This window comes from Acidisoma sp. 7E03 (genome assembly GCF_054665075.1).
The window spans coordinates 1-25,807 of record NZ_BAAFHE010000002.1 but is presented as its reverse complement, the minus strand read 5'-3'; the positions used below and the strand labels follow the sequence as shown (position 1 = coordinate 25,807).

The following is a 25,807-nucleotide window of genomic DNA, read 5'->3' as shown; positions in this document are numbered from 1 at the left end:
AGATGGCGGTTTGAGGGCGATCTTCATCCCCTGGGGCGGCCAAGGACCTCAGCCGTCCAGCGCAAAGTGCGGGCTGACCGGCCCATCGACTGAGGCTGAGACCTTGGTGCCGCCGGTCTTGCGGTCGAGCGTCACCGTATACAGGACCTTTCGCCAGTGCGACTGGCCCAGCGTATCCGAATCCTGGATCGGCGCCGCATCCACCGCGCAATGCCGCACGGTGGAGAAGAACCCACCGGCGATCTGCGCGGTGTTGAGCAGATAGACCCCGTTAGAGCCGACCTTGCCCTTGATGTCGCTCACCACCTGCGCTGCCACCTGGTCGTCATCGCAGGCCGGAGCCGCATACCGCTCCTGGAGCAGGTAAACCGCGAGGGCGGCAGCGCCCAGAAGGCAGGTCACCCCCATGATCCGATCGAACATTCGCTCTCCACGCGCAGCTTTGACCAGCGGAACCTATGCCAAGGGCGGCCCCAGGGCCTAGTGTAGGGATGTTCATCTTCCCGCCGTCCCTGTGCTCCATCCCGAGGTCTCGAGACGTAGACGCCATGATCCCTGTGCCTGCTTCCCCTTTCGGCCGCCGCACCTTGATGATGACCAGCCTGATGACGGGCTTCACGCTTGCGACGGCCCGGGCCGAGACCGCGCCGATCCATACCGACGACAAGGGCCTGGTGGCAGGCGAGGTGACGATCCCGGTCGCCGATGGCACCCTTCCCGCCTACGCCGCACGGCCTGCGACGTCTGGCCATGCGCCGATCGTCGTCGTCATCGAGGAGATTTTCGGCGTCCACGAATACATCAAGGACGTCTGCCGGCGGTTGGCGAAGCAAGGCTACCTCGCCGTCGCGCCCGAGCTCTACGCGCGGATTGCCGACCTGTCCCAGATGACGGACGTTCGGCAAATCGTCACCCAGGTGATTGCGAAGGCTCCGGACGCGACGATGTTGTCGGATCTCTCGGCGACCGTCGACTGGGCCGTCGCGCATCACGGCGACGCGGCGCACATCGCGACCCTCGGCTTCTGCCGCGGCGGGCGGGACGTCTGGCTTTTCGCGGAACACGAGAGACGGCTGAAGGCAGCGGTCGCCTTCTATGGCCCGGTGACGGGCCCCACAAGCACCATCCAGCCGCAGACCCCACTCGACCTGGCGGACCGGCTGAACTGCCCCCTGCTCGGTCTTTATGGTGGACTCGACCCAAGCATTCATCGGAGCGACGTGTTCGCAGCTCAAGCGAAGGCGAAGGCTGCAGGCAAGACGGTCGAGATCATCTATTACCCGGATGCCGGGCATGGGTTTCACGCCGACTACCGGCCGAGCTACAATGCGCGGGACGCCGAGGCCGCCTGGGCGCAGGCACTCTCCTGGCTGCGCCGCTACGACGTTGGTTGACCAACGACAACAGACCGTTCGTTCGTTGATGCAACAAGCCAGAAAGGGGGAAGACAAGGCCCTGTCCCCGCGCTAGCCTGAAGGCATGAGCGAACTTCCCGACATCCCGGCCACTGACCTCGTCCATGCCTTTCGGGAGCGCCGGCTCTCCCCCGTCGAAGTAACAGAAGCCGCCCTCGCCCGCATCACCGCCTGGGACGACCGCGTTTGCGCGACATGGATGGTGGAGCCTGAGGCGGCGTTGGCCGCCGCCCGCGCGGCTGAGGCGCGCTGGGCCGCAGGCAGCCCGCAGGGCCCGCTCGACGGCGTGCCGGTGACGGTGAAGGAGAACATCGCGACCAAAGGCCACCCGATGCCGGCCGGCACGGCCGCCGTCGACGCTGCGATCGCGACAGAGGACGGGCCGGCGGCGGCCCGGCTGCGCGAAAGCGGCGCCGTCATCCTCGGCAAGACCACCATGCCGGATTTCGGCATGCTCTCCTCCGGACTGTCGAGCTTCCACCGGCTGGCGCGCAACCCCTGGAACCTCGCGATGAACCCCGGCGGCTCCAGCGCCGGTGCAGCCGCTGCGACGGCGGCAGGCTATGCCCCGATCAACATCGGCACGGATATCGGCGGCTCGATCCGCCTGCCTGCGGCCGTCTGCGGCGCCGTCGGCCTCAAGCCGAGCTTCGGCCGCGTTCCCGTCTCACCTCCGTTCCTCGGCCGCGTGGTCGGGCCGCTGACCCGGACGGTGGCTGACACGGTGCTCGCCATGCAGGTGCTGAGCCGCCCGGATGCGCGGGACTATATGAGCCTGCCGCCGGCCGACCTTCCCTGGTCGGCCGAGCCGCTGCCGCTTCGCGGCCTGAAACTTGGCCTCTGTCTCTACACCGGCATCGGCAGCGAGCCCGAGGAGGCCGTGGTGGCGGCCACCGTGGCGGCCGCCCGGATCTTCGAAGCGGAAGGTGCGACCGTCGAGCCGATGGCGCCCTTCCTGACCCGCGCCATGCTGGACGGGCTGGACGGATTCTGGCGCACCCGTTTCGCTTCCGACGTCGCGCACTTCTCCGAGAGCCAGCGGGCGAAGATCCTGCCCTATATCCGTGCCTGGATCGAAGGCGGGGCCGCGCTGTCCGGCCAGGACGTGTATCGCGGCTTCGCGCAGATGCCGGCGATGAGCCAGGCCGCCAATGCAGCGACGGCGCCCTATGACTACGTGCTGCTGCCGGTCTGGCCGACCGTCTCCTTTCCTGCCGAGCAGGCGAGCCCGATCAACGATCCCTTTCGGCCGTTCGAGCACATCGGCTATTGCGTGAGCTTCAACATGAGCGAGCAACCGGCATTGTCGCTCAACTGCGGCTATTCGGAGCTTGGCATGCCGATCGGCCTGCAGATCGTGGGCCGGCGCTTCGACGACGTGGGCGTGCTGCGTATGGGCGCCGCCTTCGAGCGGTTGCGTGGGCCGCAGCGCCCCTGGCCACGACTGGACGGCTGACACGGAGCCTCGGGTCAGTCGGCGGCCATCGGCATCATCGCCTTGCTGCCAGGTGGCAGGCTGCGGGCCACGCAATACCTGGGGTCGCAGGATTGACGTATCAAAGCGTGGTTGACTTCGACCCAGGCCGCCCACAGGCTCGGATAGGGCGGCAGGTCGGGTGGAGGCGTTCAGCCCGTGTTTTCTGGACATGGTGATCGAAACGCCGGAAAGCCTCCGCTGATCAGCCGGCCTCATGCTCGGCTGCTGCGGATGCCGGTAAATCAGGCGAGACCGCCGTCACCTCTTCACCTACCCGCTGCAGGCGGCGACGCTCGGCCTCCAGGTCCAAGGCGGCCTCCGCCCGCGCCCTGGCAAAGGCCGCCTGCTCCCGTGCCGCGGCCTGAAAATCCGCATCCCCCAGCCGCCCCAGCGCCACGAGCGCCTTCTGCAGGCGCAGCTGAACCTCCACCATCCCTGCGCCGTCTCGGCCCAGCCCGAGAAAGGCATCCTGGAAGAGATCGGCCGTCATGAGGGCTGGCACGTACACATGCGGATGCCGCACCTCTTCATCGGGTTTGCTTCCAGGGCCCTGCGACCACAGGGTCATCAGCCGGACCAGCCGGCCCGTCACCTCGATCGCCGTTCCCGGATCATTGACCGCGGGGGACAGAGCCCGGGACGCGATTTCGCTCAGAACGATAAGGCCGAAGCGCGGGTCCTGGTCGAAAGTCCGCTCCTCTCCGATGGTGAAGGCGGTGGCGACGGCGGATGTCGCCTCCACCACCGTGGCGCGATCTTTCGGCGAGGCAATCCACGCCAAGACGGTATCCGCGTAGATGAAGGCGCCGGGATTGACCGTCACGTAGATCGTGGCATCCAGTCGCTCCGCGACGCGGGAGAGGGCCACCATGTCGATGTGGAGCAAGTAGCCAAGAGCCTCCGCAGAGACCGGCACGGCGTCAGGCGGGATGGCGCGGTCCGGGTCGGCGAGCTTCCGGCCGCCGAGATAGGGATCGTCCAGCCGCGCCTGCAAGGCCGTGCGCGCCGCAACTTCGACGCGCCGCGCCGTCTCCCCCACGCGCCCAAGGCCGGTCAGATGATCGATCCAGCGTAGGAGCGAGACCACGACGAGGGAGATGACGCCGATAGTGACGACGAAGAGGATGACGCGGCCACGATCGCCATAGGCACCCGTCTGCAGTACGACGATGCCCACCATGCTGAAGAGGAAGGAGCCGATGAAGGCGGAGAGGACGTTCTGCGTCACCCGGTCTTCCATCAGCAGCCGCGTCGCGCGGGGAGACGCACTGTTGGTGGCGGTGCCGTAGGCAGAGGTCATCACGCTGAGGGAGAAGGTCGTGACCGTCAGCATGCTGGCGGCCATGATGTTCAGGATGGTGCCGACGGCATCGGCCCCAATGTTGCCGGGAACGTGCCAAGGCAGGAAGCGCTCGGCGACGGCCGCCAGGATGGCGGCGAGGACCCCGAGAATGCCGATGGCGCTGGCCCGCACCCAGAGGCGGCGCATCATGCGGGTCAAAATCCACAGCCAGCGGGGCATTCCCGGTCTCCTTGCCTGCCTCTGGCTCTATAAGTCTGTTCGCGCTCCGCCCTCACAATCCCTGCATCGACGCGCCGGGGGTCGAATCGCCGATCAGGCTGCAGGCTGCTCCGTCGCAGTTGGGCGCGTGTCGCCAGCGCCAGCCTCCGCCGCCTGGATGAAGCTGCGGGCGCGCGCCAGATCCTCCGCCGTCGCCGGGTTGTAGATGACGAGACCGAGATCCGGCCGCCCATCCACCGCGAAGGCGGAATATTCGAACGTGATGGTGCCGAGCGCAGGATGCTTCAGCCGTTTGACGCCCTCGCCATGGTCATGCACGTCATTGGCCCGCCACATGGCAGCGAATTCCGGGCTCCGCTCGCTGAGTTCGGCAATCAGCGGGGCGGCCTCTGCCTCCGCGCCAGCGCGTGCCATCTCCGCCCGAAAGGCCCCGACGACGAACCGGGCGACGCCTTCCCAGTCGATCTGGTGCGCGCGCACCTTCGGGTCGATGAAGATCATGCGGAGGATGTTCCGCGCCTCGGGCGGCAGCGCTCCATAATCGGTCAGCACGATGGCAGCGGCCCGATTCCAGGCGACGATGTCCCACGTCGCGGTTTTGACCAGAGCCGGCGCGTATTCCAGCGTGTCGATCAGGCGCTGCAGCCGCGGCGTGACGCCAGTGGCACCGCGGAAGCGGACCTCGGGCAGGCGGCCCAGGCCAAGGAGAAAGAGGTGCTCCCGCTCCACTTCGGTCATGAGCAGCGCATGGGCGATCCGGTCGAGCGCCTCGGCGGAAGGTGCGCCGCCGCGCCCCTGCTCGAGCCAGGTGTACCAGGTGGCACTAATGCCGGCACGCTGCGCGACTTCCTCGCGTCTCAGGCCCTGCGTACGGCGGCGACCGACCGGGAAGCCGAGGGCAGCAGGATCAAGCTTGGAACGGCGCCCTTTCAGATAGACACCAAGGCGATTGTCGGGAGTAACCAGGGCATCCATGGGCTGCCTCGCTCGGCAAAGGACAGCAGCGCGTGCCAGCCTATGCACGGACATGGCCCCTCGGCCGCGCAACACGCAATGCTGCGCCGCACCGAGGGACTTGCACTTTTGTCTAACTAGACATAAGTTGTCTCTCGCAGCGACGGCGGTCACGGATCGTGTTGCTGCTTTCTTGGACGTTTCCTCCCTAAACTTGGCGGTGCTTCGGTGCCGCCTTTTCTTTGTTCAGGGTGGGTTTTGTTAATCACGGAACCAGGATGACCGCAAGAGGGCATTTTCAATAAATCTCGCTCATCCTTACTACGTTTGAAATCCATTATAACGAATTTCATAGTTAACAACCGGGAAAAGACTTCAGAACTACGGCGCCTGCTGATCCGTCTTGCAGCGTCCCCTTTCGTCCATCCCATGCGCTGGCCCGCGGCCTCGGGCAATGCCGATGCACGCCCCGCTTCTTCTGAGAGACTGATCAACAAGAAGAAGATGAAGCTCCCGGCGCCACGCGTACAGCGCCCGCACACCCAACGAACCACGGCGCGGCATCATCCAGTCGACGGCGCTCTTAAATCGTATTTCTTTCCGATCATGCGACGGCGTAACGCCAGGGTGATACCCCATCGCTGAATCATCAACTATCTGAGCGTTCGTTGCGATCACGCCGCGCTTCACGCGACTGTGCATCTACACCAAGCTTCTTCTTCGGTAGGACCGAGATCGTGATTTCGTCGTCAAGTAACGACTTTCCACGTCTCGCCTGGTGGAGTCCCACAAATGCATGTCTTGATCACCGGAGGCGCCGGTTTCATCGGCCGCCATGTGTGTGCACTGTTGCTCGAATCCGGGCACACGGTGCGCGTGCTGGATCCGTTCATCGAACAGGTCCACGGCGAAGGCGCAGATCATGCCGTGCTTGATGATGTGCATGTGCTGCGTGGCGATGTGCGCGACCCCGCGGCCGTCGGACAAGCAGTCGAGGGCGTCGATGCGGTCATTCATCTTGCCGCCGAAGTGGGCGTCGGCCAAAGCATGTACGAGATCGACCGCTATGTCGGCGTGAACGACCTCGGCACGGCCGTCCTGCTGCGCGCCTTGATCGACCACCCGGTGCATCGGATCGTCGTCGCCTCTTCCATGAGCATTTATGGAGAGGGTCTTTACAAGGATGCGCGCGGCGGGCTGGTCCAAAGCCTTCAGCGGGATATCCGCCAAGGATGGGACCCGGTCGACGCCGACGGACAGGCATTGATCCCGGTCGCGACACCCGAATGGAAGCAGCCGGCACTGTCATCCGTTTACGCGATAACAAAATTCGCGCAGGAGCGGCTCTGCATGAACGTCGCGCCCGCCTATGGCATGGAGGCGGTGGCGCTCCGCATGTTCAACGTCTTCGGTCCAGGCCAGGCCCTGTCAAATCCCTATACCGGCGTTCTCGCGATCTTTGCTGCGAGACTGCTCAACGGGCAGTCTCCTCTCATTTTCGAGGACGGCCTTCAGCAACGCGATTTCGTTCACGTCTCCGACATTGCGCGCGCCTTTCTTCTCGCGCTGGAAACGCCGGCCGCGGCAGGCTCCGTCTTCAACATCGGCAGTGGCGTGCGCACCGCGGTCGCCGATGTGGCACGTCTTCTCGCCGAGGCCATGGGCCGTCCCGAAATCCCGGCACAGCTTCTCCACAAAGCCCGCGCTGGCGACGTGCGCCACTGCTTTGCCGACATCTCTCTCGCCGAGGAACGCCTCGGCTTTCGTCCGCAGCGCAGTTTGGCGGACGGCCTGCCCGACCTTGCCGAATGGCTCACGCGCCAAACGGCCGCCGACCGGGCCGAACAGGCGAAGCGCGAGCTCGAACTACGAGGTCTCGTAGCATGACGGGTCCCCAAGGAATGGCGCCTGGGCCCGCGCTCGGCTTCGTGCAGTGGTTCCACCTGGGCGAGCGCGATCTTGCCTTGCAGGCAGCAGACTGCCTCGACCGGCTCGGCGTCCGTCATTTGCGCACGCATCTCTCCTGGGCAGACTATCGGACGGACGGCGGAGAGGCCTGGTATACATGGCTGCTCGACATGCTCGGCAGCCGATTCGATCTCCTGCCGTGCCTCCATTACACGCCGCCGGATCTTGCGATCAACGGCCGCACCTCCGGTCCCCCGCGCGACCTCAAGCTGCTCGCCGACTTTGTTGACCTCATCATCGACCGCCACGGCAATTCCTTTGAATGGCTCGAGATCTGGAACGAGCCGAACAATCTTCTCGATTGGGATTGGCGACTGGATCCGGACTGGCTGAGCTTCTGCACCATGTTCGGTGCAGCCGCCCACTGGGCCCGCCAGCGGGGTAAGAAGGTCGTCCTGCCGGCCACCTCCCCTCATGATCCCAACTGGCTCCGACTGATGGGTGAACGTGGCGTTCTCTCAGTGGTCGATGCCGTCGGCATGCACGGCTTTCCAGGGACCTGGGATTCCGCTCACGCCGGCCTGTGGCCAGGCTGGCCCCAACGTGTTGAGGAGACCCGGCGGATCGCCTCTGCCTTCAATCCTGACCTGGATTATTGGCTGACCGAAACTGGCTATTCGACCTGGCGCCATGACCCGGCGCCGCAGATCGATGCCTTCCTCGCCGCTGCACAAGCCGAGGTTTCACGGGTCTATTGGTACAGCCTACGGGATCTCACCGACTCGACGGTGATCCAGGAGGGTCCACATTTCGACGAGCGGCACTATCACTTCGGCGCCTTCGATTCCGTGGGACGGCCAAAGCTGCTCGGGCAGCTGCTCTCCGAAGGCGGTGTGCCCGCCGTGCAGGCCGTGGCCGAAGCCGCGGCCACGCATCCCCGGCCTGCCCTCCTCGGCTGCAAGCCCGTCCTCGTGACCGGTGGCGCCGGCTTTATCGGCGCCAATCTCGCGGACCATCTGATGCAGGATGGCGCACATGTCCTCCTGCTCGATGCCCTGGCGCGGCCAGGCGTGGAGCAGAATCTCATCTGGCTGCAGCGGCGTCATCCCCAGCAGTTCTCCTTCGCTCTCGCGGATATTCGTGACCAGGCGACGACCCGCGATCTCGCAGCAGACGCCTCCGCCGTCTTCCACTTGGCCGGGCAAGTTGCAGTGACGACGAGCATGGAGAACCCTGCCAATGACTTTGCGATCAATCTGCTCGGCACGTTCAACCTTCTCGAGGCTCTGCGCGCGAGCCCAGTTCCCTTCATCTTTGCAAGCACCAACAAGGTCTACGGCGATCTTGACGACCTGCCGCTCGCGCGCGTCGACGACCGCTGGATGCCGCAGGATGGGGGGATCGCCGAGACCGGCTTGAGCGAATCGAGGCCGCTCGCCTTCGCCACACCCTATGGTTGCTCGAAGGGTGCGGCTGATCAGTATGTTCTCGACTATGCGCGCAGCTTCGATCTACCCGCCTGTGTCTTGAGAATGAGCTGCATCTACGGCACGCGCCAGCTCGGGACGGAGGACCAGGGATGGGTCGCGCATTTCATCCTGCGCGCCGTGCAAGATCTACCCATCACACTCTACGGTGATGGCGCCCAGGTTCGCGACCTTCTCCACGTCTCCGATGCCGTGCGCACCTATGTCGCCGCATGGAAGCACATCGGCGCGACACAGGGGCGAGCCTTAAATCTGGGCGGCGGCCCCGCCAATGCCGTCAGCCTCCTCGAGCTGATCGGTCATCTCGAGACACGTCTCGGCCGGCCCGTGGCACGACGTTTCGAGGACTGGCGACCGCATGACCAGCGGTATTTTGTGACCGATCGGCGCCGCGTCGCGGCAACGCTCGTACTGCCGGAGCCGCTCGACTGGCGCTGTGGCACCGCGATGCTCTTGGACGAAATCGCTGATCGCCCGACAACGCGCCGGCTGGACGCAACGTCCGGCGATCTGGGGAGGGTTTTCGCATGAAAGTCGCTTTGCTCAATCCCCCCTGGCACTACGAAAACAGCATCTATTTCGGGTGCCGCGCGGCGCATCTGCCTCTGGAACTCGGCTATAGCCGCGCTTTGCTGCAGCAAGCCGGCCACGACGTCTTGCTTCTCGATGGCCAGATCCAGGGTCTCGATTTCGCGGCCATGGCCGAAGCCGTGCGGGGGTTCGGGGCCGAGATGAGCGTGGTCACCACCGCGCCCACCTATCTCTTCTGGCGCTGCGCGCCACCAGAGTTGCGTGTACCCAAAGAAATGTTGCGGGCCCTCGGTCACGATGGCGGCATGAAGGTCGCGGTCGGCCCACACGGATCCACGACGCCCGGCACCACGCTGCGCAAATTGGGCGTGGATGTCGTCGTCCGTGGTGAATGCGAAGAGGTGGTCGCGGCGCTCGCCGCCACCCCCGATGATCGAACCATCCCCGGCACGGCTCGTCTCTCGCCACGCGGCGAGATCGAGGTCGTCGGAAAGCCCGCCGCCGTGTCTCGTTTTGCGGAAGCTCAAGCGCTGGTTTGGCCCGACGCCTGGGTGCACCGCCATCGACACCATCACCATCGCTTCGGTACGCAAGCGGATGCCCCAGGCGCGGAGGTCGAGGCGTCGCGCGGGTGCCCCTTCGCGTGCAGCTTCTGCGCCAAGATCGACTTTCGCGATCGTTACCGCAAGAGGGATCTCGATCGTCTTCTGGCTGAGATCGATGGACTGATCGCGCAGGGCGTGGGCTACTTGTATTTCATCGACGAGATCTTCCTGCCGAGGGAAGATCTTCTGAATGCCCTCGCTCGTCGCCCGGTCGAGTTCGGTATTCAAACCCGCATCGATCTTTGGCAGCCAGAGATGCTGGATCTACTGGGGGTTGCAGGCTGCGTCTCGATCGAGGCAGGATTCGAAAGCCTCAGTGCCGATGGCCGGGCCGCCTTGACGAAGAAATGCAAACTCGACACCGACGCACTGTCTCGCCTGCTCATTCATGCGCGCAAGACCATACCCTTCGTACAGGCGAATCTCATCCGCATGGAAGAGGATGATATGGCACAAGTTGCGGCCTGGCGTGCCGAACTGCAGCGCCATGGTGTCTGGGCGAACGATCCGGTTCCGCTCTTCCCCTATCCCGCAGCGCCGGATTATCGCCGGCTTTGGGGCGAGCCTGATGACCAGGCCTGGGAGCGCGCACAGGACTATTACCTGCGCCAGTTCACGCAATTCAGCGATATTCAGGAAGATCAGCCTTGGCCCCTGGCTGCCTTGGAGGCTGGGATTTGACGCGCACAGGGGCGCCACCACGCATCCTTTTGACGACAGATGCCGTGGGCGGAGTGTGGCGCTATTCGACAGGGTTGGCAACGGCGTTTGCGCAGGCGGGTGCTGCCGTGGATCTCGCGCTGCTCGGCCCAGTGCCGGCAGATCTGGAAGGAGTGCCCCATTCGGAGCGAATAACCCTCCATCGGACCGGCCTCTCCCTTGAATGGCTTGGCTCGGTCGAGGAAGTGCGCGCAGCGCAAGAGGGTCTCCGAGACCTCGCACGGGAGTGTGGCAGTGCCAGCGCACACCTCCACAGCCCTGCTCTTCTGGGTCCCGCCGTATGGCCTTGTCCTGTTATCGCCGTCGCACATTCTTGCGTCGGCACTTGGTGGCAGGCGGTGCGGCCAGGGCAGCCCATACCCGGGGATCTTGCCTGGCGCGTCACCATGATGGCAGAGGGAATGGCTCGCGCCGATACGGTGATCGCTCCATCAAACGCCTTCGCCGACGCCTTACGGGTGGCCTACGGCCCGCACGCGTCGCTCTCCGTCATCGCGAACGGCCGCAGTGCCGCAGGCGCGATCCCCTCGGACCCCCGTTCCACGCGAATCGTGACCGCGGGACGCCTGTGGGACGATGCCAAGAACGTGGTCCTGCTCAATCAGGTTGCCGAGATGAGCGGACTGGACATCACCGCAGCCGGGCCTCTGGCCTCCCCAAGCGGTCACCGGGTGATGCTACCTGCCCTCTCCTGCATCGGATCCTTGAAAGAGGGTGCACTCCGCCGCTTCGTCGCCGGGAGCGGCATCTTTGCAAGCCCTGCGCTCTACGAGCCGTTCGGCCTTGCCGTGCTTGAGGCGGCGCAAGCCAGTGCCGCGCTCGTCTTGTCGGACATTCCGAGCTTCCGCGAGCTGTGGGAGGGCTGCGCCATCTTCCTTCCGGCGCGAGACCCGGCGCCCTGGTCCGAGGTGCTCGCGCTACTTCAGGCGGATCCCACGCGCCGCCGAGCGCTCGGCGAAGCGGCTTGCCGTCGCGCTGCAAACTACGCGCCACAGACGCAGGCCGCGGCAACCTGGGCGCTCCACCAGGGCTTTGCCACCCGTGGACATTGGACAAGAGCCGCATGAAATTCGCCTATTTCACGCATTCCATCCGGTCATGTTGGAATCATGGTAATGCGCATTTCCTTCGGGGCTTGGGCCGGGCAATGCTCGCCCTTGGACATGAAATTGCCTTCTACGAGCCGGCCGACAGCTGGAGCCGGCTGAACCTCGAAGCCGATCAGGGTGCGGACGCCGTGCGGGCCTTCGTCCGCGACTTTCCGGATCTGGCGACCCGCAGCCACATCATCGCGCCGGATCTCGACCTCATGCTGTCCGACGCTGATGTCGTTCTCGTGCATGAATGGACGGAGTCGTCTCTGATCTCGGCCATCGGGCGGCGCCGCGCGCAAGGCGCCCGCTTCCAACTGCTGTTCCACGACACCCATCATCGCATGGTGAGCGACCCCGCGGCCATGACGGCCTTCGACCTCTCCACCTTCGATGGGGTTCTCGCGTTCGGAGATTCATTGGCGGACGCTTATCGGCGTGCCGGGTGGGCCGATCGAGTCTTCACATGGCACGAGGCTGCTGACACCACCACCTTCCAGCCCCCCGCACAGGAGGCTGAGCGCCACGGCGCGGTTTGGATCGGCAACTGGGGCGATGGCGAACGCAGTGAGGAACTGCATGCCTATCTACTGCGCCCAACGGCGCAGATGGGTCTGCCGCTCGACATCTATGGCGTTCGCTACCCGGAAGACGCGCGTGCAGCACTCGCCGCTTTCGGCGCGCAGTATCATGGATGGACGGCGAATGCCCGCGCACCGCAGATCTTCCACCGGCACCAGTTCACCATCCACGTTCCTCGCCGTTTCTACACGACACAGCTTCCAGGCATCCCCACCATCCGGGTGTTCGAGGCTCTTGCCTGTGGCATCCCGCTCGTGTCAGCGCCATGGCAGGACGTGGAACACCTCTTCACGCCGGGTGACGATTTTCTGATGGCCGAAACACCCGCGGAGATGGAGCAGATGATGCGTAGGCTTCAACACGACGTGGATTTGCGAGCGCATCTGGCAAACACGGGCCGTCGCACGATCGAGGCGCGTCACACCTGCGGCCATCGTGCTCAGCAACTGCTCGATATCCTCGGCCGTCTTGGCCAGCGGCAGCAGGAGGAGGCCGCCTGATGCGCATCGCCTTCTATGGCTCCAGCCTTCTCTCCTCCTACTGGAACGGCGCCGCCACCTATTATCGCGGCCTGCTGCAGGCCCTGGCGCAGCATGGGCATCAGATCACCTTCTTCGAGCCGGACGCCTTCGAGCGCCAGGCCCATCGCGATATCGCGCCGCCCGAATGGGCGAGGGTCGTCATCTACCCCGCGACCGTCGACGGCGTCAGATCCGTCATCGATGAAGCCGCCGAGTACGAGGTCGTGGTCAAGGCAAGCGGTGTGGGCGTGTTCGATGACGTCTTGCTGCAGGGAGTCATGGCCGCGGCGCGGGCAGACGCGCTTCGGATCTTCTGGGATGTGGACGCACCTGCGACGCTCGCCGAGTTGGCGCATGCGGAAAACCATCCGCTGCGGCGCAGCCTGCCGGGGCTGGATGCCGTTCTGACCTATGGCGGCGGCCCGCCGGTCATCGACCGCTACGAAGCCCTGGGAGCGCCCCGCTGCATCCCGGTCTACAATGCACTTGATCCTGCGACTCATCACCCGATGCCGCCGGAGGACAGGTATCGTTGCCATCTGCTCTTCCTCGGCAACCGGCTGCCCGATCGTGAGCATCGGGTTGAGGAGTATTTCCTTTCTCCAGCTGGTTTGCTCTCTGATCGCAGCTTTCTCCTGGCCGGATCGGGCTGGCAGGACAAATCGATGCCCGCCAATGTCCGATCCATAGGGCATGTCGGATCGGCAATGCACAACGTGCTCAACAGCTCGGCGGGTGCCGTTCTCAACATCGCGCGTGACAGCATGGCGGACGTCGGCTTTTCGCCGGCAACGCGTGTGTTTGAAGCCGCTGGGGCCGGCGCCTGCCTCATCACCGATGCATGGGCGGGAATAGAGCTCTTTCTCGAACCCGATACGGAGATTCTTCTCGCCCGGGACGGTCGGGACGTGGCGGAGTTGCTGGCTGACCTTTCGCCCGAACGGGCAGGTCAGATCGGACAGGCGGCCCTGGCCCGCATCCGCCGGGACCACACCTATGAACATCGCGGCCGGCAGGTCCACGCCCTGCTGGGCGAGTTGCGCGCGCAGAAGCGCGCCATGGCACTCGTGTAAGGGGCCTCCATGCGCTTCGTCATTATAGGGCTGACGCTCAGCTCCTCCTGGGGCAACGGCCATGCCACCACGTATAGAGCGCTCCTGAGGGCGCTGGCGCAACTGGGCCATGAGGTCCTGTTTCTGGAACGCAACCAGCCCTGGTACGCCGCGCATCGTGACATGCCGGCTCCCGACTTCTGCGAGCTCGCGCTGTATCAAGATGTCGAGGATCTCAGCCGGTTCCGCACCACCATTGCGGCAGCGGACATAGTCATTCTGGGCTCATACACGGCGGATGGTGTGACGATCGCCTCGTGGCTTTCCGGCATCGTGCAGCGGGGACTTCTCTGCTTCTACGACATCGATACGCCGGTGACGCTGCAAAAGCTGTATCGCGGAGACGAAGAGTATCTCGCGCGGCGGACCATCCCGCTCTTCGATCTCTATCTGTCGTTCACCGGCGGCCCGACGCTTCGTCATCTGGAGCAGGATTTTGACGCACGCCGGGCAGTGCCCCTGTACTGCAGCGTAGACGCAGATCGCTACAAGCCGGTTGCGTGCGAACGCCGGTGGGATCTTGGCTATCTCGGAACCTATAGTGTGGATCGCCAACCCGCGCTCGAGCGGCTTTTGCTGGAACCGGCGAGGCGGGCGCCCGAGCGGCGCTTCGTCGTCGCCGGTGCCCAGTATCCTGCGACCATCGATTGGCCGGACAACGTAGAGCGGATTGAACATCTCCCACCCACCGACCACCCTCACTTCTACAGCGCGCAGGCCTGGACGTTGAACATCACGCGCGCGGACATGATCGCCGCGGGCTACAGCCCCAGTGTCCGGCTGTTTGAAGCCGCTGGTTGCGGGACGCCCGTCCTGACGGATGAATGGCCGGGCCTCGAGACATTCTTCCCGCTGGGGGAGGCGATCAAACCTGTCCGCACGAGCACCGATGTGCTGGCGGCCCTTGCGATGGCGGAGGATCGTCGCCAGCAGATGGCGCGTCGCGCGCGTGTGCTTTGCCTCCGCCGCCATACTGCCACTGAACGGGCCCGGGACCTCGTCCATCAGTTGGAGGACGCGAAAGCCCAATCTGAACAGAAAGAGAGAGCTGCGCTATGACCGCTCAAGACACAAGAACCGCTCTCGTGGCCGGCGGTGCCGGCTTCCTCGGGTCTCACCTCTGTGAAAGGCTTCTCTCCCAGGGCGTCCACGTCATCTGCCTGGACAATCTTGAGACGGGAACGCTGCACAACATCGACACCCTGATCGACCATCAGCGGTTTGAATTCGTCCGCCATGACGTCATCGATCCTCTTCCCGCAGGACTGCAGGCTGATCTCGTCTTCAATCTCGCCTGCGCCGCATCACCTCAGCTTTACGGGCGGGATCCGGTTCACACCATGCTGACCAGCGTCGTCGGCACCAACAATCTCCTCGCCTTCGCGGGCGCTCAGGGCGCACGTCTCCTCCAGGCCTCGACAAGCGAGGTTTACGGCAACCCCGAGGTCCATCCGCAACCGGAGACTTACTTCGGCAATGTCAATCCGGCAGGCCCCCGCTCTTGCTATGACGAGGGCAAGCGCGCAGCAGAGACTCTCTGCTTCGACTATCAGAGACGTGGCCTCGCCGAAGTGCGCGTCGCGCGCATCTTCAACACCTATGGACCTCGCCTTCGTGCGAGTGATGGCCGGGTCGTCTCCAACATGATTTCACAAGCGCTCCGCGGCGAAGAGATGACGATCTATGGTGATGGCAGCCAAACTCGCTCCTTCTGCTATGTGGACGATCTGATCGCGGGTTTCCTCGCCCTGATCAGTCACCCGCGCGCCTTGGACCATGCGGTCAATATCGGCAACCCGAGCGAGATCACGATCGCGGAGCTTGCCGATCTGATTACCGAGATGACGCAGACGCGGTCACCGCTTGTGCATCGCCCTCTGCCGCAGGATGATCCCTGCCGCCGCCGGCCAGATATCGCGGCGGCGCGCCGTCTGCTGGGATGGTCGCCCAAGGTGGAACTACGACTTGGCCTCAAGCGGACCATCGACTGGTTTCGCCTGGCACTCGCCGAGCGTCCCGCCGAAACCGTCGCCGCATGAGAAAAAGGCCGGCAGGGCAATGTCCTGTCCGGCCTTCTCCTTGCTTCATTGCCCGCCGCAGATTTCAGGCCAAGTTGAAGACCACTTTGACGCAGCCATCCTTCTTGTCACGGAACGTCTCGTAGAGTTCTGGACCTTGCGCAAGGTCCCCGCTGCGATGGGTGATGAGGAAGGTTGGGTCGATCTCGCCCCGCGCGATCCGCTCTGCAAGATCTCCCATGTAACGCTTCACATGTGTCTGGCCACTGCGAATGGTGAGACCCTTCTGCACGACGGCACCCATGTTGAGCGGGATCGGCCCACCATAGACCCCGGGGATGGAGACGATGCCGCCGGAGCGCACCGCCTGCAGGGCCTCCGCCAACGCATACGGACGCTGCGTCGAGGTCAGCTTTTCCTGTATCTTGCCAAGCGTGCCAAGCGTTCCGGGTGGCGCGGAGGATTCCATGCCGACACAGTCGATGACGGCATCGGGCCCCTCCCCATTCGTCATGTCCTTGATCTTCGCGACCACATCGCCCTCTGCAAGATCAATGATATCGGTCGCACCCGCCTCGCGCGCCAGGGCGATGCGTTCCGGGACCGTCTCGATGACGATGATCCGCGCCGCTCCCATGATCTGGGCAGATTTGATGGTGAAGAGGCCGACCGGCCCGGCACCCCAGATCGCGACCGTCTCTCCGCCCTTGATGTCGCAATGAAGGGCGGCTTGCCACCCCGTGGGCAAGATATCCGAAAGGAACAGCGCTTCCTCGTTGCCCATGCTCTCGGGCACTTTCATGGGCCCGACATCCGCCATCGGCACACGCACGTACTCCGCCTGCCCACCCCAGTAGCCGCCCGTGATGTGGGAATAGCCGAAGAGGCCCGCAGTGGGATAGCCAAATTGCTTGGCCGCCATCTCTCCATTGCGGTTTGATCGCAAGCACGCGGCCCAGTTTCCCCGTTTGCACTGCGCACAGGCGCCGCAGTTGATCGTGAAGGGCACGACGACGCGGTCACCTTTCTTGAGGACGTGGCCGGGCGAGCCAGTCTCCACGACCTCGCCCATGAACTCATGCCCGAGAACATCACCATTCTCCATGGTGGGCATCTGGCCGTCCATCAAATGAAGATCCGATCCGCAGATCGCGCACGCGGTCACGCGCAAAATGACGTCCCGACTATCTTCGATGCCGGGATCGGGAACCGTGTCACAGCGGATATCACCTTTACCGTGCCAGACGAGGGCTTTCATGAACGAGGTCTCCAAGGATCGATGATACAGCACAGGCTCCGTCCCCGTCGGTGCATGCTTGCCGCCAACGAGGTGCGCGCCGCATGGAGCAACCCCATGCAGCGCGCCATACATCCCGTCAAAAGGCCGGTAGATCAGCCGCCACCGCCACCGGCGCCACCACCCGAGCCGCCGCCGGCACCACCCGCGCCGCCCGTGCCGGACCCACCTCCGGTGCCGGACCCAGCCCCGGTTCCCGAACCTGCACCGGTGCCCGAGCCGCCGCCCGTGCCCGCCCCCGTCGTGCCTGCACCCATGCCGCCGCTTCCATTTTGGGAATCACCGGCGCCGACATTGCCCGGCATCTTCTGGATCGACGTGCCGCCGGCGTTGCCGCTGGAGGACGGCGCCGTCGACGCACTCGGCGAAGTGGTCTGTGCAAAGGCTGGAGCCAGCCCGCCTGCGGAAAGGAAGAAGGCCGAGGCGACTGCCGTTTTGAAGATGATACGCATCTAGCTTCTCCATCGTGTTTCAGGCGGGATCGACCCGCCCCCTGCAACTGGCACCCCCGAGGACGCACCCCAAGGGCCCACACGGCCTAGTGTTCCAAAACTCGATGTTGAGCACTCTATAATGCCACTAGATGGTTCCGGCACACGCCTCTCCACCCGCTGTCTCTCATGAACTAAGAGTAATGACGAATCATGACACTACAGGAGTTGCCATTCGGGCCGATTGGGGCCCGATGCTATCATCTTTGCATCGATATGCAGATCGTGTTCGCGGGAGAAACCGAGTGGCATACCCCATGGATGGGGCGCATTCGTCCTATCGTCCATCGTTTGGCCAGCTACCGGCCGGACCGCACGATCTTCACACGCTTCGTACCGCCGGCCGCGGCGCAAGACTTGCCCGGCACCTGGCGCCGCTACTATGACCGGTGGGCTGATCTTGTGGCAGAAGGGCAGAAGCAACGGCAGTTTGAACTTCTCCCGGAGCTGCGGGATCTTTGCCCTCCTGCGACGGTCATCGACAAGCTCACCTATTCGCCTTGGGTCGAACCCACACTCGCTGATTGTCTTCGGGAGGCGCAAGCAGACACGCTGATCATCAGCGGCGCCTAGACGGATGTTTGTGTTCTGGCGGCCGTGCTGGGGGCGGTCGATCGCGGTTACCGCGTTCTCATTCCTTCGGACGCACTGGGTTCGTCCTCAGATCGGACGCATGATGCGCTGATGCGCCTCTATCACGAGCGCTACGGCCAGCAGATCGAAACCACCACGACGGACACTATCCTGGCGCTCTGGCATCGCTCTTAGCGAGACGGGGACGCCATGTCAGCGATGGCATCTAGCAGGCCGGACAGGCATGCGCGCGGACCCAGCAGCAGCCAGCGGAGGATCATAGACTCCTCCTCTGAGTGAGACGTGACCCTTCACGTCTCATCGACCGACATCTTCACACTGCAATGAGGTCATCATCAAGCACCCCATCGTGAGACCGGCGCAGGGTTGCCGCGTGCTTTTTATGAACACCCACCATTGTCGAGAGAGTGTAGTCATGTCGCAGCAACCGAAAGATGAAGAAACGCGTCCGCCTTTTCCCAATCAACGGCAACCGATGCCTGGGAACACCGAGGCGATGCAGCCTCGCCCCGACCATGGCGAGGAGAGCTACAGGGGAAGTGGCCGACTGAAGGGCAAGGCAACCATCATCACGGGGGGCGATAGCGGCATCGGCCGCGCCGTCGCTCTGGCCTTCGCGCGGGAAGGCGCCGATGTTCTGATCTCGTATCTGGACGAACATGATGATGCCAAGGAAACGGAAGCACTTGTTCAGGCCGCGGGACAGCGCGCGGTTTTGGTGCCAGGCGACGTCTCTAAAGACGCGCAGTGCCGAAAAATCATCGAGACGGCGGTAGAGGCCTTCGGCAAAATCGATGTTCTTGTGAACAACGCCGCCTTCCAGGCCACACATGCCTCTATCGAGGACGTCAGCGAGGAGGAGTGGGATCACACCTTCCGCACCAATATCTACGCCTATTTCTTCCTCGTCAAAGCCGCCCTTCCGCACCTGCGTCCCGGCGCGAGCATCATCGCTACCTCCTCGGTAAATGCGAAGACACCGTCGCCCTCTCTTCTTCCCTATGCAACGACGAAGGGTGCGATCGCCAATTTCACCGCGGGACTCGCCCAGTCCCTCGGTGAGAAGGGAATCCGGGTCAACTGCATCGGCCCTGGGCCGGTCTGGACGCCCCTCATCCCTTCCACCATGCCGGACGAGAAGATTGCCTCCTTTGGGCAGAACGTGCCTCTCGGCCGCGCGGCTCAGCCGGCGGAGCTTGCCGCTCCTTACGTCATGCTCGCCTCAGATGAGAGCAGCTACATCTCCGGCGCCTATATCCCGGTGACGGGTGGCCGCCCAACCCTGTGAGCGGAGCGAGGATCATGAAAGCAGTCATCTGGAGAGGCGTAGGCGACATAGCACTGGCCGAGGTGGACGACCCCCGTATCGAGCAACCGACGGACGCCGTCGTTCGTCTCACCGCAAGCGCGATCTGCGGCACCGACCTGCACTTCGTCCGCGGCACGATGAGCGGCATGAAGAAGGGGACAATTCTTGGGCATGAAGGCGTCGGCATCGTCGAAGAGCTTGGATCCGATGTGCGCAATCTCGAAGTCGGCGACCGGGTGGTCGTCTGCTCCACCATCGGCTGCGGCACGTGCAGCTACTGTCGCGCGGGCTATTATGCCCAGTGTGACCGGGCAAATCCGAACGGCCCCGATGCTGGCACCTGCTTCTTCGGCGGCCCGGCCATGACGGGGCCGATCAACGGTTTGCAGGCCGAGCGTGCTCGCATCCCCTTTGCGGCGACCACGCTGGTCAAGCTGCCGGACGACGTGAACGATGATCAGGCCATTCTCATCTCCGATATCTTTCCCACAGGCTGGTTCGGGGCCGAACTTGCGGAGGTGCGCAGAGGAGACACTGTGGCCGTTTTCGGCTGCGGCCCGGTCGGCCAGTTCGCCATCGCGAGCGCCTTCCTGCAGGGTGCCGGTCGTGTGATCGCCATCGACCGCTACGAGGATCGGCTGGCCATGGCGCGGCGACAGGGGGCCTTCACGGTCAATTTCGAGGAGGAGGACCCGGTCGCAACCATCAAGCGTCTGACAGGCGGCATCGGAGCGGATCGTGCGATCGATGCGGTCGGGGTGGATGCGATGCACAGTCACGCGGGCCCCGCAGCGGCGGATCGCGCGGCTCAAGCTCAGGACAAGCAGGAGCAGCAGTCAATTGCGCCGGAACAGCATCCCCATGACGGGCATTGGGTGCCGGGAGATGCCCCGGCGCAGGCCTTGGAATGGGCGGTCCAGTCGCTGGCCAAAGCCGGATCGCTCGGTATCATCGGTGTCTACCCGCCGGCGGACACGAGCTTCCCCATCGGCATCGCCATGAACAAGAACCTCACGATCAAGGCGGGTAACTGCAACCATCGCGCCTATGTGCCGGAACTCGTTGAGATGGTGCGGATGGGTCGTATCGATCCTCTGTCGGTGCTGACGAAGGTGGAGCAGATGACGGAAGTGGTTGACGCCTACCTCGCCTTCGACCAGAGGCAGCCCGGCTGGATCAAGACGGAGCTGAAGCTGGGCTGACCGAACGACGATTTACGCGCGCGGCGGCCGCCCCGGGGCGGCCGCCTTCTTTGCGTCTCGGAGGAGAGATCATCATGAACGAAGATAGCATCCCGCGCTTCTGCCCCGACGTTCGTCTCGATTTTGATGCGGACGCCGATGTTTGGAGCCTGAGGACCGCGTCGGCTGTGCTCGCTCTCGGCGCGTCATCCTACGCGATGATCCGCCTCGTGGATGACAGCCGCTCGGTGAACGACATCGTGACGGAGGTTGCCGAGGCGACGGGCATGCCGAAGCCCCAGGTAATCGCTGACTGTCTGACGCTGTTCGAAGATCTGGAAGCCCGCGCCATCCTCTGCGAGGAGGATTAACGTCGGCATGACATCGCTGCTCAATGCTTCGGCACGATAGCGGTGAGTGCAAAGGCAACCGTCACCACCGCGAGAACGCCCGCCCAATAAAGCCCCACGAACCAGAGCCAGCGCTGGAGGCGTGGCCGCCGCGCAAGCCACGCTTCCACCGCTTTCAGCTGTGGCTGGCGGAGGGTCTGCCCCAGCAGACGATTAAATAGGTCGGGCTTTCGCCGGCGCTCAATGATAATGCGCACCCGGTTCCACCTTTCCGCGGAAGATGTAGTATGACAAGACGTTGTAGGCGAGGATGAGTGGAATCATCACACCCATGCCGACCAGCGTGAAGATCTGGCTCGAATGAGCGGATGACGCCTGCCAGATATCCATCGTTGGTGGCACGATCATCGGAAAGATCGAAAATCCCAGCCCCAGAAACCCGAGGGTGAACCATCCGAGCGCGCAGAGGAAGGGCGTAGCTTCGTGGCGCGGGCTGTCCTCACGCGCGATCGAGCGGAAGAACAGAACGGCGAGGAGCAAGGAGAGAAGAGGCCCCGCGGCCGTCGCCCAATAGCCGGGCCACGAGAACCAGCGGCTGACGAAATGCACATTCAGGAAGGGTGTCCACAAGCTGACGACGCCAAGCAAAATCAGCATGACGACACCCAACCTCAGGGTGCGCCGGCGCATTCGTGCCTGCAGCGGGCCGCCGGTGCGAAGAATGAGCCAGCTTGACCCAAGCAATGCGTAGCCGAAAACGACAGCGATGCCACAGAAGAGCGGAAACGGCGCCAGCCAGTCAAACGCAGTGCCGGCGAAGGCGCCGTCGTGCAGCGTGGTGCCATCAATCAGCGCACCGAGAATGGTTCCTTGGGTGAAGCCTGCCGCGAGCGAGCCGCCGAGAAAGGCCCAGTCCCACCAGCGCCTATGGGCCTCGACTGCGCGGAAACGAAACTCGAAGGCGACACCACGAAAAATCAGCCCCATAAGCATGATGATGAGCAAGGGATAAACCGCCGGCAAGATCGTGCTGTAGGCACCTGGAAAGACGGCATAGAGGCCACTGCCGCCAAGGACGAGCCACGTCTCGTTGCCGTCCCAGACCGGGGCCACGGTGTTGACCATGACATCGCGGTCCTCGAGCTTCGGTTCCACGGCAAAGAGCAAGCCGATGCCGAGATCGAAGCCGTCGAGCACGACATAGGCGAGAATGACGAAGGCCATGATGCCGGCCCAAAGAACGGGCAACAGGGGTTGTCCTGCGAGGATCGTCGTCATCGGCCTGGCACTCCCAGTCCGCCGGGCCGCCTGTCACCCACAGGCGCCGGATTGATCCCCTGGCTGCGCAAGGGCTGGTCGGCGCGCAGCTGCGTCTCCGTTCCCGTGGGCGGCACCGCCATCATGTGCAGCAGGTAGCGGATGCCCGCGCCGAAGACGACGACATAGACGAGAAGAATGATGCCGCAGGAGAGTGCAACTTCGCCGAGTGTGATCGGAGAGACGCTCTGCGCCGTACGCAATTGACCGTACACTGTCCAGGGTTGGCGCCCAACCTCCGTTGTGGTCCATCCTGCCAAGATACAAATGAATCCCGCAGGAGAAAGAATCTGCGCCGCCCGCAGGAACGGCCTGGTGTCATAGAGGCAGCCGCGTATGCGTAGGTAAAGCCCGGCAAGGCCCAGCAGGAACATGAGGCAGCCAAGCCCCACCATGACGCGAAAGCTCCAGAACACGACGAAGACGACCGGCCAGTCGCTTCGCGGAAAGGCCTTAAGGCCGCGCACCACGCCGTTCCAGCGATGCGTGAGGATCACCGAGCCGAGATGCGGCACGGAAAGCTCTGCGAGGTTTCGTCCCTGCGCGACGCTGGGCAGCCCGAACAGAACCAGCGGCTGTCCCGCGCGGGTCTCGAAGTCGCCCTCCATCGCAGCGACCTTTGCCGGCTGGTGCTCCAGCGTGTTGCGTCCCTGTTCGTCGCCGGCGAGGATCTGGACGGGCATGACGATGACCGCCATCCACATCGCCATCGAGAACATGAGGCGCGCGATCGGATTGTGGCGATCCCGGAGAAGGTGGAAGGCCGCCACGCCGCCCACGCAGAACGCGGTCGCGAGATAGGCGGCCAGCACCATGTGCACCCAGCGATAGGGAAAGCTCGGGTTGAAACAGATCTGCCACCAGTCGACCGGAACATAACCCCCATTCGGCCCGAGCGCGGCCCCCGCGGGTGTCTGCATCCAGGAATTGGCCATCAGGATCCATGAGGCCGAGATGAGCGTGCCGACCGCCACCATGCAGGTGGCGAAGACATGTAGACGGTGCCCGACGCGCTCGAGCCCGAAGATCATGATGCCGAGAAAGCCGGCCTCGAGAAAGAAGGCCGTCAAGGTTTCCCAGGCAAGGAGGGGGCCGAGAATAGGCCCGACTTTCGCCGAATAGCCGCTCCAATTCGCGCCGATCTCATACGCCATCACGATGCCGGAGACGACACCCATTGCGAACGCGACGGCAAAGATCCGCAGCCAATAGCGAAAGGCGGCGAGGTAGAGGTCCCGGCCAGTGGTAAGCCAGAGAATCTCAAGCACGGCTAGAAAGCTCGCCGATCCGATGGAAAATGCCGGGAACAGGATATGGAAGGCGATCGTGAACCCGAACTGTCCGCGTGCAAGGATGATGGCCAGCAGGGGCGGAGCGGCCGCCGTCATCGGGGAGCTGCGTGAGCGCCGTGCATCACTCTCTCCGTTGTAGTTGATCTATCTTCCACACTGGTATCACAGGCTTCTTGTCCTTGCCTTCACGTTCAGAGAAGCATTCCGACTTGTGAGCTTTCAATCTCGTATCGCTCCTCGTGATGCTGATGCTCCCTCAAACGTGCTTGGCGCGTTCGAGCTTTTGCCTATTGGCGGCGTTGTGTTGCAACTAGGTTCCATTCGCAACCTACGTACTAAGGAGATGGCGATGTATTACCACGACAAGAGGCTGCAGTGGCCGGTTCGCGTCGACGCACCGGACCCGATTTTCGCGCGGCAGCTGCAGCAGGCGATCGGCGGGATCGAAGGAGAGATCCGGGTCTGCATGCAGTATTTCTTCCAAGCATGGGGATGCCGCGCGCCTTCTACGAAATATCGCGACATGCTGCTTCACACGGCAACCGAGGAGCTCGGCCACATCGAAATGCTGGCGACCGCCGTGGCGCTCAATCTGGAAACCGCGCCGTCCAGCGTGCAGAGCGCGAGCGCCATGGGGGTCGTCGGTGAGATCATGGGTGGAGAACGGCCGCGCAGCGCCGTTGAAGGCATGCTGCAGAGGCATCTGCTGTCCACAGGCATGGCCGCTTATCCCGCCAACGCGGATGGCGTTCCGTTTGACATGTCCCACATCTACGCGAGCGGGAACATCGCGGCCGACATGTACTGCAACGTTGCCGCTGAAAGCACAGGGCGTGTGCTCGCCACGCGCCTCTTCAACTCAACGCAGGATAGCGGCATGAGGGAGATGCTGTCCTTCCTCATCGCGCGCGACACGATGCATCAGCAACAGTGGCTCGCCGTTATCGAGGAACTGGGCGGCCATTCCGAGACGCTGCCGATTCCGAACAGCTTTCCGCAAGGCGAAGAAGTCGAGGACTACAGCTATGCTTTCTTCGCCACCGCTGCGGATGGCGAGACGCCCCCGCCTGCGCGCTGGAACAGTGGCCCCTCGCCGGATGGCCGCGGTGAGTTCCGCACCTTCGTCAATCAGCCGATGGGTGAAGAGCCGGTGCTCGGGCCGGCGCGGCCCGATAGTGGGGCCGAGACTCAGCAGATCGGCTGAGTGGATGAAGGATAAGGGGTGGCGTGCAGCGCCACCCCTCCCCTACGGTTACTCGTTCGTCTCCCCGGTGTCGTCGTCCGTCGCTTCCACGTGCTTCGATTCCGGCGAGCTTTCCTGACGAAGATAGATGCTGCAGATGAGGTAGGTGGCAATGGCGCCGAGTTCCGCCTCCCAGCATTGCAGCGCCGAGGACCAGAACCCTGCCGTGCCCATATAGGCGACGACGCCCAGGCCCGGCGCGCGCAGCAATGCCTGCTGCTCGCTGTACTTCCAGGCGCCGAAGAGGGCGTGCAGCAGAAAACAAAGAAGAAAGAGACCGATCAGGGCAAGAGACAGGGAATTGGCATAGAGCCAGCTGCCGAGCGTCTTTCGCGGCCTGAGCTTCACGGTCAGCCGACCGGTCTGAGCCGGAGTCTTGCGCGAATGGGCCGCGCCACGCTGGCGGAGCACGCTGCTGAAGGCGACGAGAACCGCGAGCTGAAGGATTGCCGCCTGCCAGTTACTGAAGATGCCGTCGAGGAAGTCGCCCGTTCCAAGGTACCGCGAGAAGGAAATCGGGCCGAGCCGGGCGGTACGTTGCGCAGCATTATAGGCCGGCCAACCCGCCGCTGCCTGACCGCCTAGGCAGGCCACGAACAGCAGAAGCAGGGCGATGGACATGCTATTGTCGCAGAGAAAGCGCCAAAGGCCTCCTCCGGTCTGCGTTTCATCCCTCGATGTCCCCACGCCGCCGCCCTTAGAGTCCGTTTGAGAAATGTCAGTTATGGGCGATCCGGCGCAGTAGCAGGCTGCCCATGGCGACATGGATCATGGCTTCGGACACGTCCAG

23 protein-coding genes and 1 pseudogene are annotated in these 25,807 nt (G+C 63.8%); 15 read left to right on the top strand and 9 right to left on the bottom strand.

The window, feature by feature from the left end:
- Positions 1–48: 48 nt before the first annotated feature.
- Positions 49–423: a hypothetical protein gene (locus ACYQ6W_RS02910; RefSeq protein ID WP_459673467.1), complete on the bottom strand. Its 375-nt coding sequence runs from the start codon at positions 421–423 to the stop codon at positions 49–51.
- Positions 424–548: 125 nt separating this feature from the next.
- Between ACYQ6W_RS02910 and ACYQ6W_RS02905 the strand changes: the two genes are divergently transcribed.
- Both ACYQ6W_RS02905 and ACYQ6W_RS02900 read left to right on the top strand, forming a co-directional pair.
- Positions 549–1,394: a dienelactone hydrolase family protein gene (locus ACYQ6W_RS02905; RefSeq protein WP_459673466.1), complete on the top strand. Its 846-nt coding sequence runs from the start codon at positions 549–551 to the stop codon at positions 1,392–1,394.
- A gap of 85 nt (positions 1,395–1,479) precedes the next feature.
- Complete coding sequence (locus ACYQ6W_RS02900) at positions 1,480–2,871, top strand: amidase (RefSeq protein ID WP_459673464.1); 1,392 nt, start codon at positions 1,480–1,482, stop codon at positions 2,869–2,871.
- A 223-nt stretch (positions 2,872–3,094) separates the two neighbouring features.
- Here the strand turns inward: ACYQ6W_RS02900 and ACYQ6W_RS02895 are convergent, their stop codons facing one another.
- Together ACYQ6W_RS02895 and ACYQ6W_RS02890 are read right to left on the bottom strand one after the other, a co-directional pair.
- Entirely contained in the window at positions 3,095–4,414 is a 1,320-nt protein-coding gene (locus ACYQ6W_RS02895) for a DUF2254 domain-containing protein (RefSeq protein WP_459673463.1), read from the bottom strand.
- A 93-nt stretch (positions 4,415–4,507) separates the two neighbouring features.
- Complete coding sequence (locus ACYQ6W_RS02890) at positions 4,508–5,389, bottom strand: helix-turn-helix transcriptional regulator (protein ID WP_459673462.1); 882 nt, start codon at positions 5,387–5,389, stop codon at positions 4,508–4,510.
- 771 nt (positions 5,390–6,160) lie between these two features.
- Here ACYQ6W_RS02890 and ACYQ6W_RS02885 point away from each other — a divergent pair.
- The 8 genes from ACYQ6W_RS02885 to ACYQ6W_RS02850 all read left to right on the top strand — a co-directional run bounded on the left by ACYQ6W_RS02885 (position 6,161) and on the right by ACYQ6W_RS02850 (position 15,964).
- Complete coding sequence (locus ACYQ6W_RS02885) at positions 6,161–7,255, top strand: SDR family NAD(P)-dependent oxidoreductase (protein ID WP_459673461.1); 1,095 nt, start codon at positions 6,161–6,163, stop codon at positions 7,253–7,255.
- The gene (locus tag ACYQ6W_RS02880) at positions 7,252–9,294 is read left to right on the top strand and encodes an SDR family NAD(P)-dependent oxidoreductase (RefSeq protein WP_459673460.1); all 2,043 of its coding nucleotides are present in this window, start codon (positions 7,252–7,254) and stop codon (positions 9,292–9,294) included. The genes ACYQ6W_RS02885 and ACYQ6W_RS02880 overlap by 4 nt, the downstream gene beginning before the upstream one ends.
- 8 nt (positions 9,295–9,302) lie before the next feature.
- Positions 9,303–10,580, top strand: coding sequence for a TIGR04295 family B12-binding domain-containing radical SAM protein (locus ACYQ6W_RS02875; RefSeq protein WP_459673459.1), 1,278 nt, complete (start codon positions 9,303–9,305; stop codon positions 10,578–10,580).
- 44 nt (positions 10,581–10,624) lie between these two features.
- Positions 10,625–11,686 (top strand): glycosyltransferase family 4 protein, encoded by a 1,062-nt coding sequence (locus ACYQ6W_RS02870; protein WP_459674038.1) that lies wholly within the window; start codon positions 10,625–10,627, stop codon positions 11,684–11,686.
- 80 nt (positions 11,687–11,766) lie between these two features.
- The gene (locus ACYQ6W_RS02865; RefSeq protein ID WP_459673457.1) at positions 11,767–12,792 is read left to right on the top strand and encodes a CgeB family protein; all 1,026 of its coding nucleotides are present in this window, start codon (positions 11,767–11,769) and stop codon (positions 12,790–12,792) included.
- Positions 12,792–13,886, top strand: coding sequence for a CgeB family protein (locus ACYQ6W_RS02860; protein WP_459673456.1), 1,095 nt, complete (start codon positions 12,792–12,794; stop codon positions 13,884–13,886). Before ACYQ6W_RS02865 ends, ACYQ6W_RS02860 begins: the two co-directional genes overlap by 1 nt.
- A gap of 9 nt (positions 13,887–13,895) precedes the next feature.
- Positions 13,896–14,984, top strand: coding sequence for a CgeB family protein (locus tag ACYQ6W_RS02855; RefSeq protein WP_459673455.1), 1,089 nt, complete (start codon positions 13,896–13,898; stop codon positions 14,982–14,984).
- Positions 14,981–15,964: a UDP-glucuronic acid decarboxylase family protein gene (locus ACYQ6W_RS02850; RefSeq protein WP_459673454.1), complete on the top strand. Its 984-nt coding sequence runs from the start codon at positions 14,981–14,983 to the stop codon at positions 15,962–15,964. The genes ACYQ6W_RS02855 and ACYQ6W_RS02850 overlap by 4 nt, the downstream gene beginning before the upstream one ends.
- A 64-nt stretch (positions 15,965–16,028) precedes the next feature.
- Here the strand turns inward: ACYQ6W_RS02850 and ACYQ6W_RS02845 are convergent, their stop codons facing one another.
- Together ACYQ6W_RS02845 and ACYQ6W_RS02840 are read right to left on the bottom strand one after the other, a co-directional pair.
- Entirely contained in the window at positions 16,029–17,315 is a 1,287-nt protein-coding gene (locus ACYQ6W_RS02845) for a zinc-dependent alcohol dehydrogenase (protein ID WP_459673453.1), read from the bottom strand.
- Positions 17,316–17,335: 20 nt separating this feature from the next.
- Complete coding sequence (locus tag ACYQ6W_RS02840) at positions 17,336–17,692, bottom strand: hypothetical protein (RefSeq protein WP_459673452.1); 357 nt, start codon at positions 17,690–17,692, stop codon at positions 17,336–17,338.
- Between the two features lie 192 nt (positions 17,693–17,884).
- Here ACYQ6W_RS02840 and ACYQ6W_RS02835 point away from each other — a divergent pair.
- The 4 genes and pseudogenes from ACYQ6W_RS02835 to ACYQ6W_RS02820 all read left to right on the top strand — a co-directional run bounded on the left by ACYQ6W_RS02835 (position 17,885) and on the right by ACYQ6W_RS02820 (position 21,186).
- A pseudogene (locus ACYQ6W_RS02835) lies at positions 17,885–18,499 on the top strand (cysteine hydrolase family protein).
- 241 nt (positions 18,500–18,740) lie between these two features.
- Positions 18,741–19,613: a glucose 1-dehydrogenase gene (locus ACYQ6W_RS02830; RefSeq protein WP_459674037.1), complete on the top strand. Its 873-nt coding sequence runs from the start codon at positions 18,741–18,743 to the stop codon at positions 19,611–19,613.
- 14 nt (positions 19,614–19,627) lie between these two features.
- Entirely contained in the window at positions 19,628–20,836 is a 1,209-nt protein-coding gene (locus ACYQ6W_RS02825) for a zinc-dependent alcohol dehydrogenase (RefSeq protein WP_459673451.1), read from the top strand.
- Between the two features lie 74 nt (positions 20,837–20,910).
- On the top strand, positions 20,911–21,186 hold the full coding sequence (locus ACYQ6W_RS02820) for a PqqD family peptide modification chaperone (protein ID WP_459673450.1): 276 nt from the start codon (positions 20,911–20,913) through the stop codon (positions 21,184–21,186).
- Positions 21,187–21,206: 20 nt separating this feature from the next.
- Here ACYQ6W_RS02820 and ACYQ6W_RS02815 read toward each other — a convergent pair whose 3' ends face one another.
- From ACYQ6W_RS02815 to ACYQ6W_RS02805, 3 genes are read right to left on the bottom strand one after another with little or no spacing between them, the layout of a single operon-like run.
- The gene (locus ACYQ6W_RS02815; protein ID WP_459673449.1) at positions 21,207–21,422 is read right to left on the bottom strand and encodes a hypothetical protein; all 216 of its coding nucleotides are present in this window, start codon (positions 21,420–21,422) and stop codon (positions 21,207–21,209) included.
- Positions 21,406–22,443 carry a cytochrome d ubiquinol oxidase subunit II gene (cydB, locus tag ACYQ6W_RS02810; protein WP_459673448.1) on the bottom strand — a complete coding sequence of 346 codons (1,038 nt, stop codon included), beginning with the start codon at positions 22,441–22,443 and terminating at the stop codon, positions 21,406–21,408. The genes ACYQ6W_RS02815 and cydB overlap by 17 nt, the downstream gene beginning before the upstream one ends.
- Positions 22,440–23,870: a cytochrome ubiquinol oxidase subunit I gene (locus ACYQ6W_RS02805; RefSeq protein ID WP_459673447.1), complete on the bottom strand. Its 1,431-nt coding sequence runs from the start codon at positions 23,868–23,870 to the stop codon at positions 22,440–22,442. Before ACYQ6W_RS02805 ends, cydB begins: the two co-directional genes overlap by 4 nt.
- A gap of 115 nt (positions 23,871–23,985) precedes the next feature.
- Between ACYQ6W_RS02805 and ACYQ6W_RS02800 the strand changes: the two genes are divergently transcribed.
- The gene (locus ACYQ6W_RS02800) at positions 23,986–24,978 is read left to right on the top strand and encodes a manganese catalase family protein (RefSeq protein ID WP_459673445.1); all 993 of its coding nucleotides are present in this window, start codon (positions 23,986–23,988) and stop codon (positions 24,976–24,978) included.
- A gap of 48 nt (positions 24,979–25,026) precedes the next feature.
- On the opposite strand, the gene ACYQ6W_RS02795 is transcribed toward ACYQ6W_RS02800, so the two are convergent.
- On the bottom strand, positions 25,027–25,782 hold the full coding sequence (locus ACYQ6W_RS02795; RefSeq protein WP_459673444.1) for a DUF6766 family protein: 756 nt from the start codon (positions 25,780–25,782) through the stop codon (positions 25,027–25,029).
- Between the last annotated feature and the right edge of the window lie 25 nt (positions 25,783–25,807).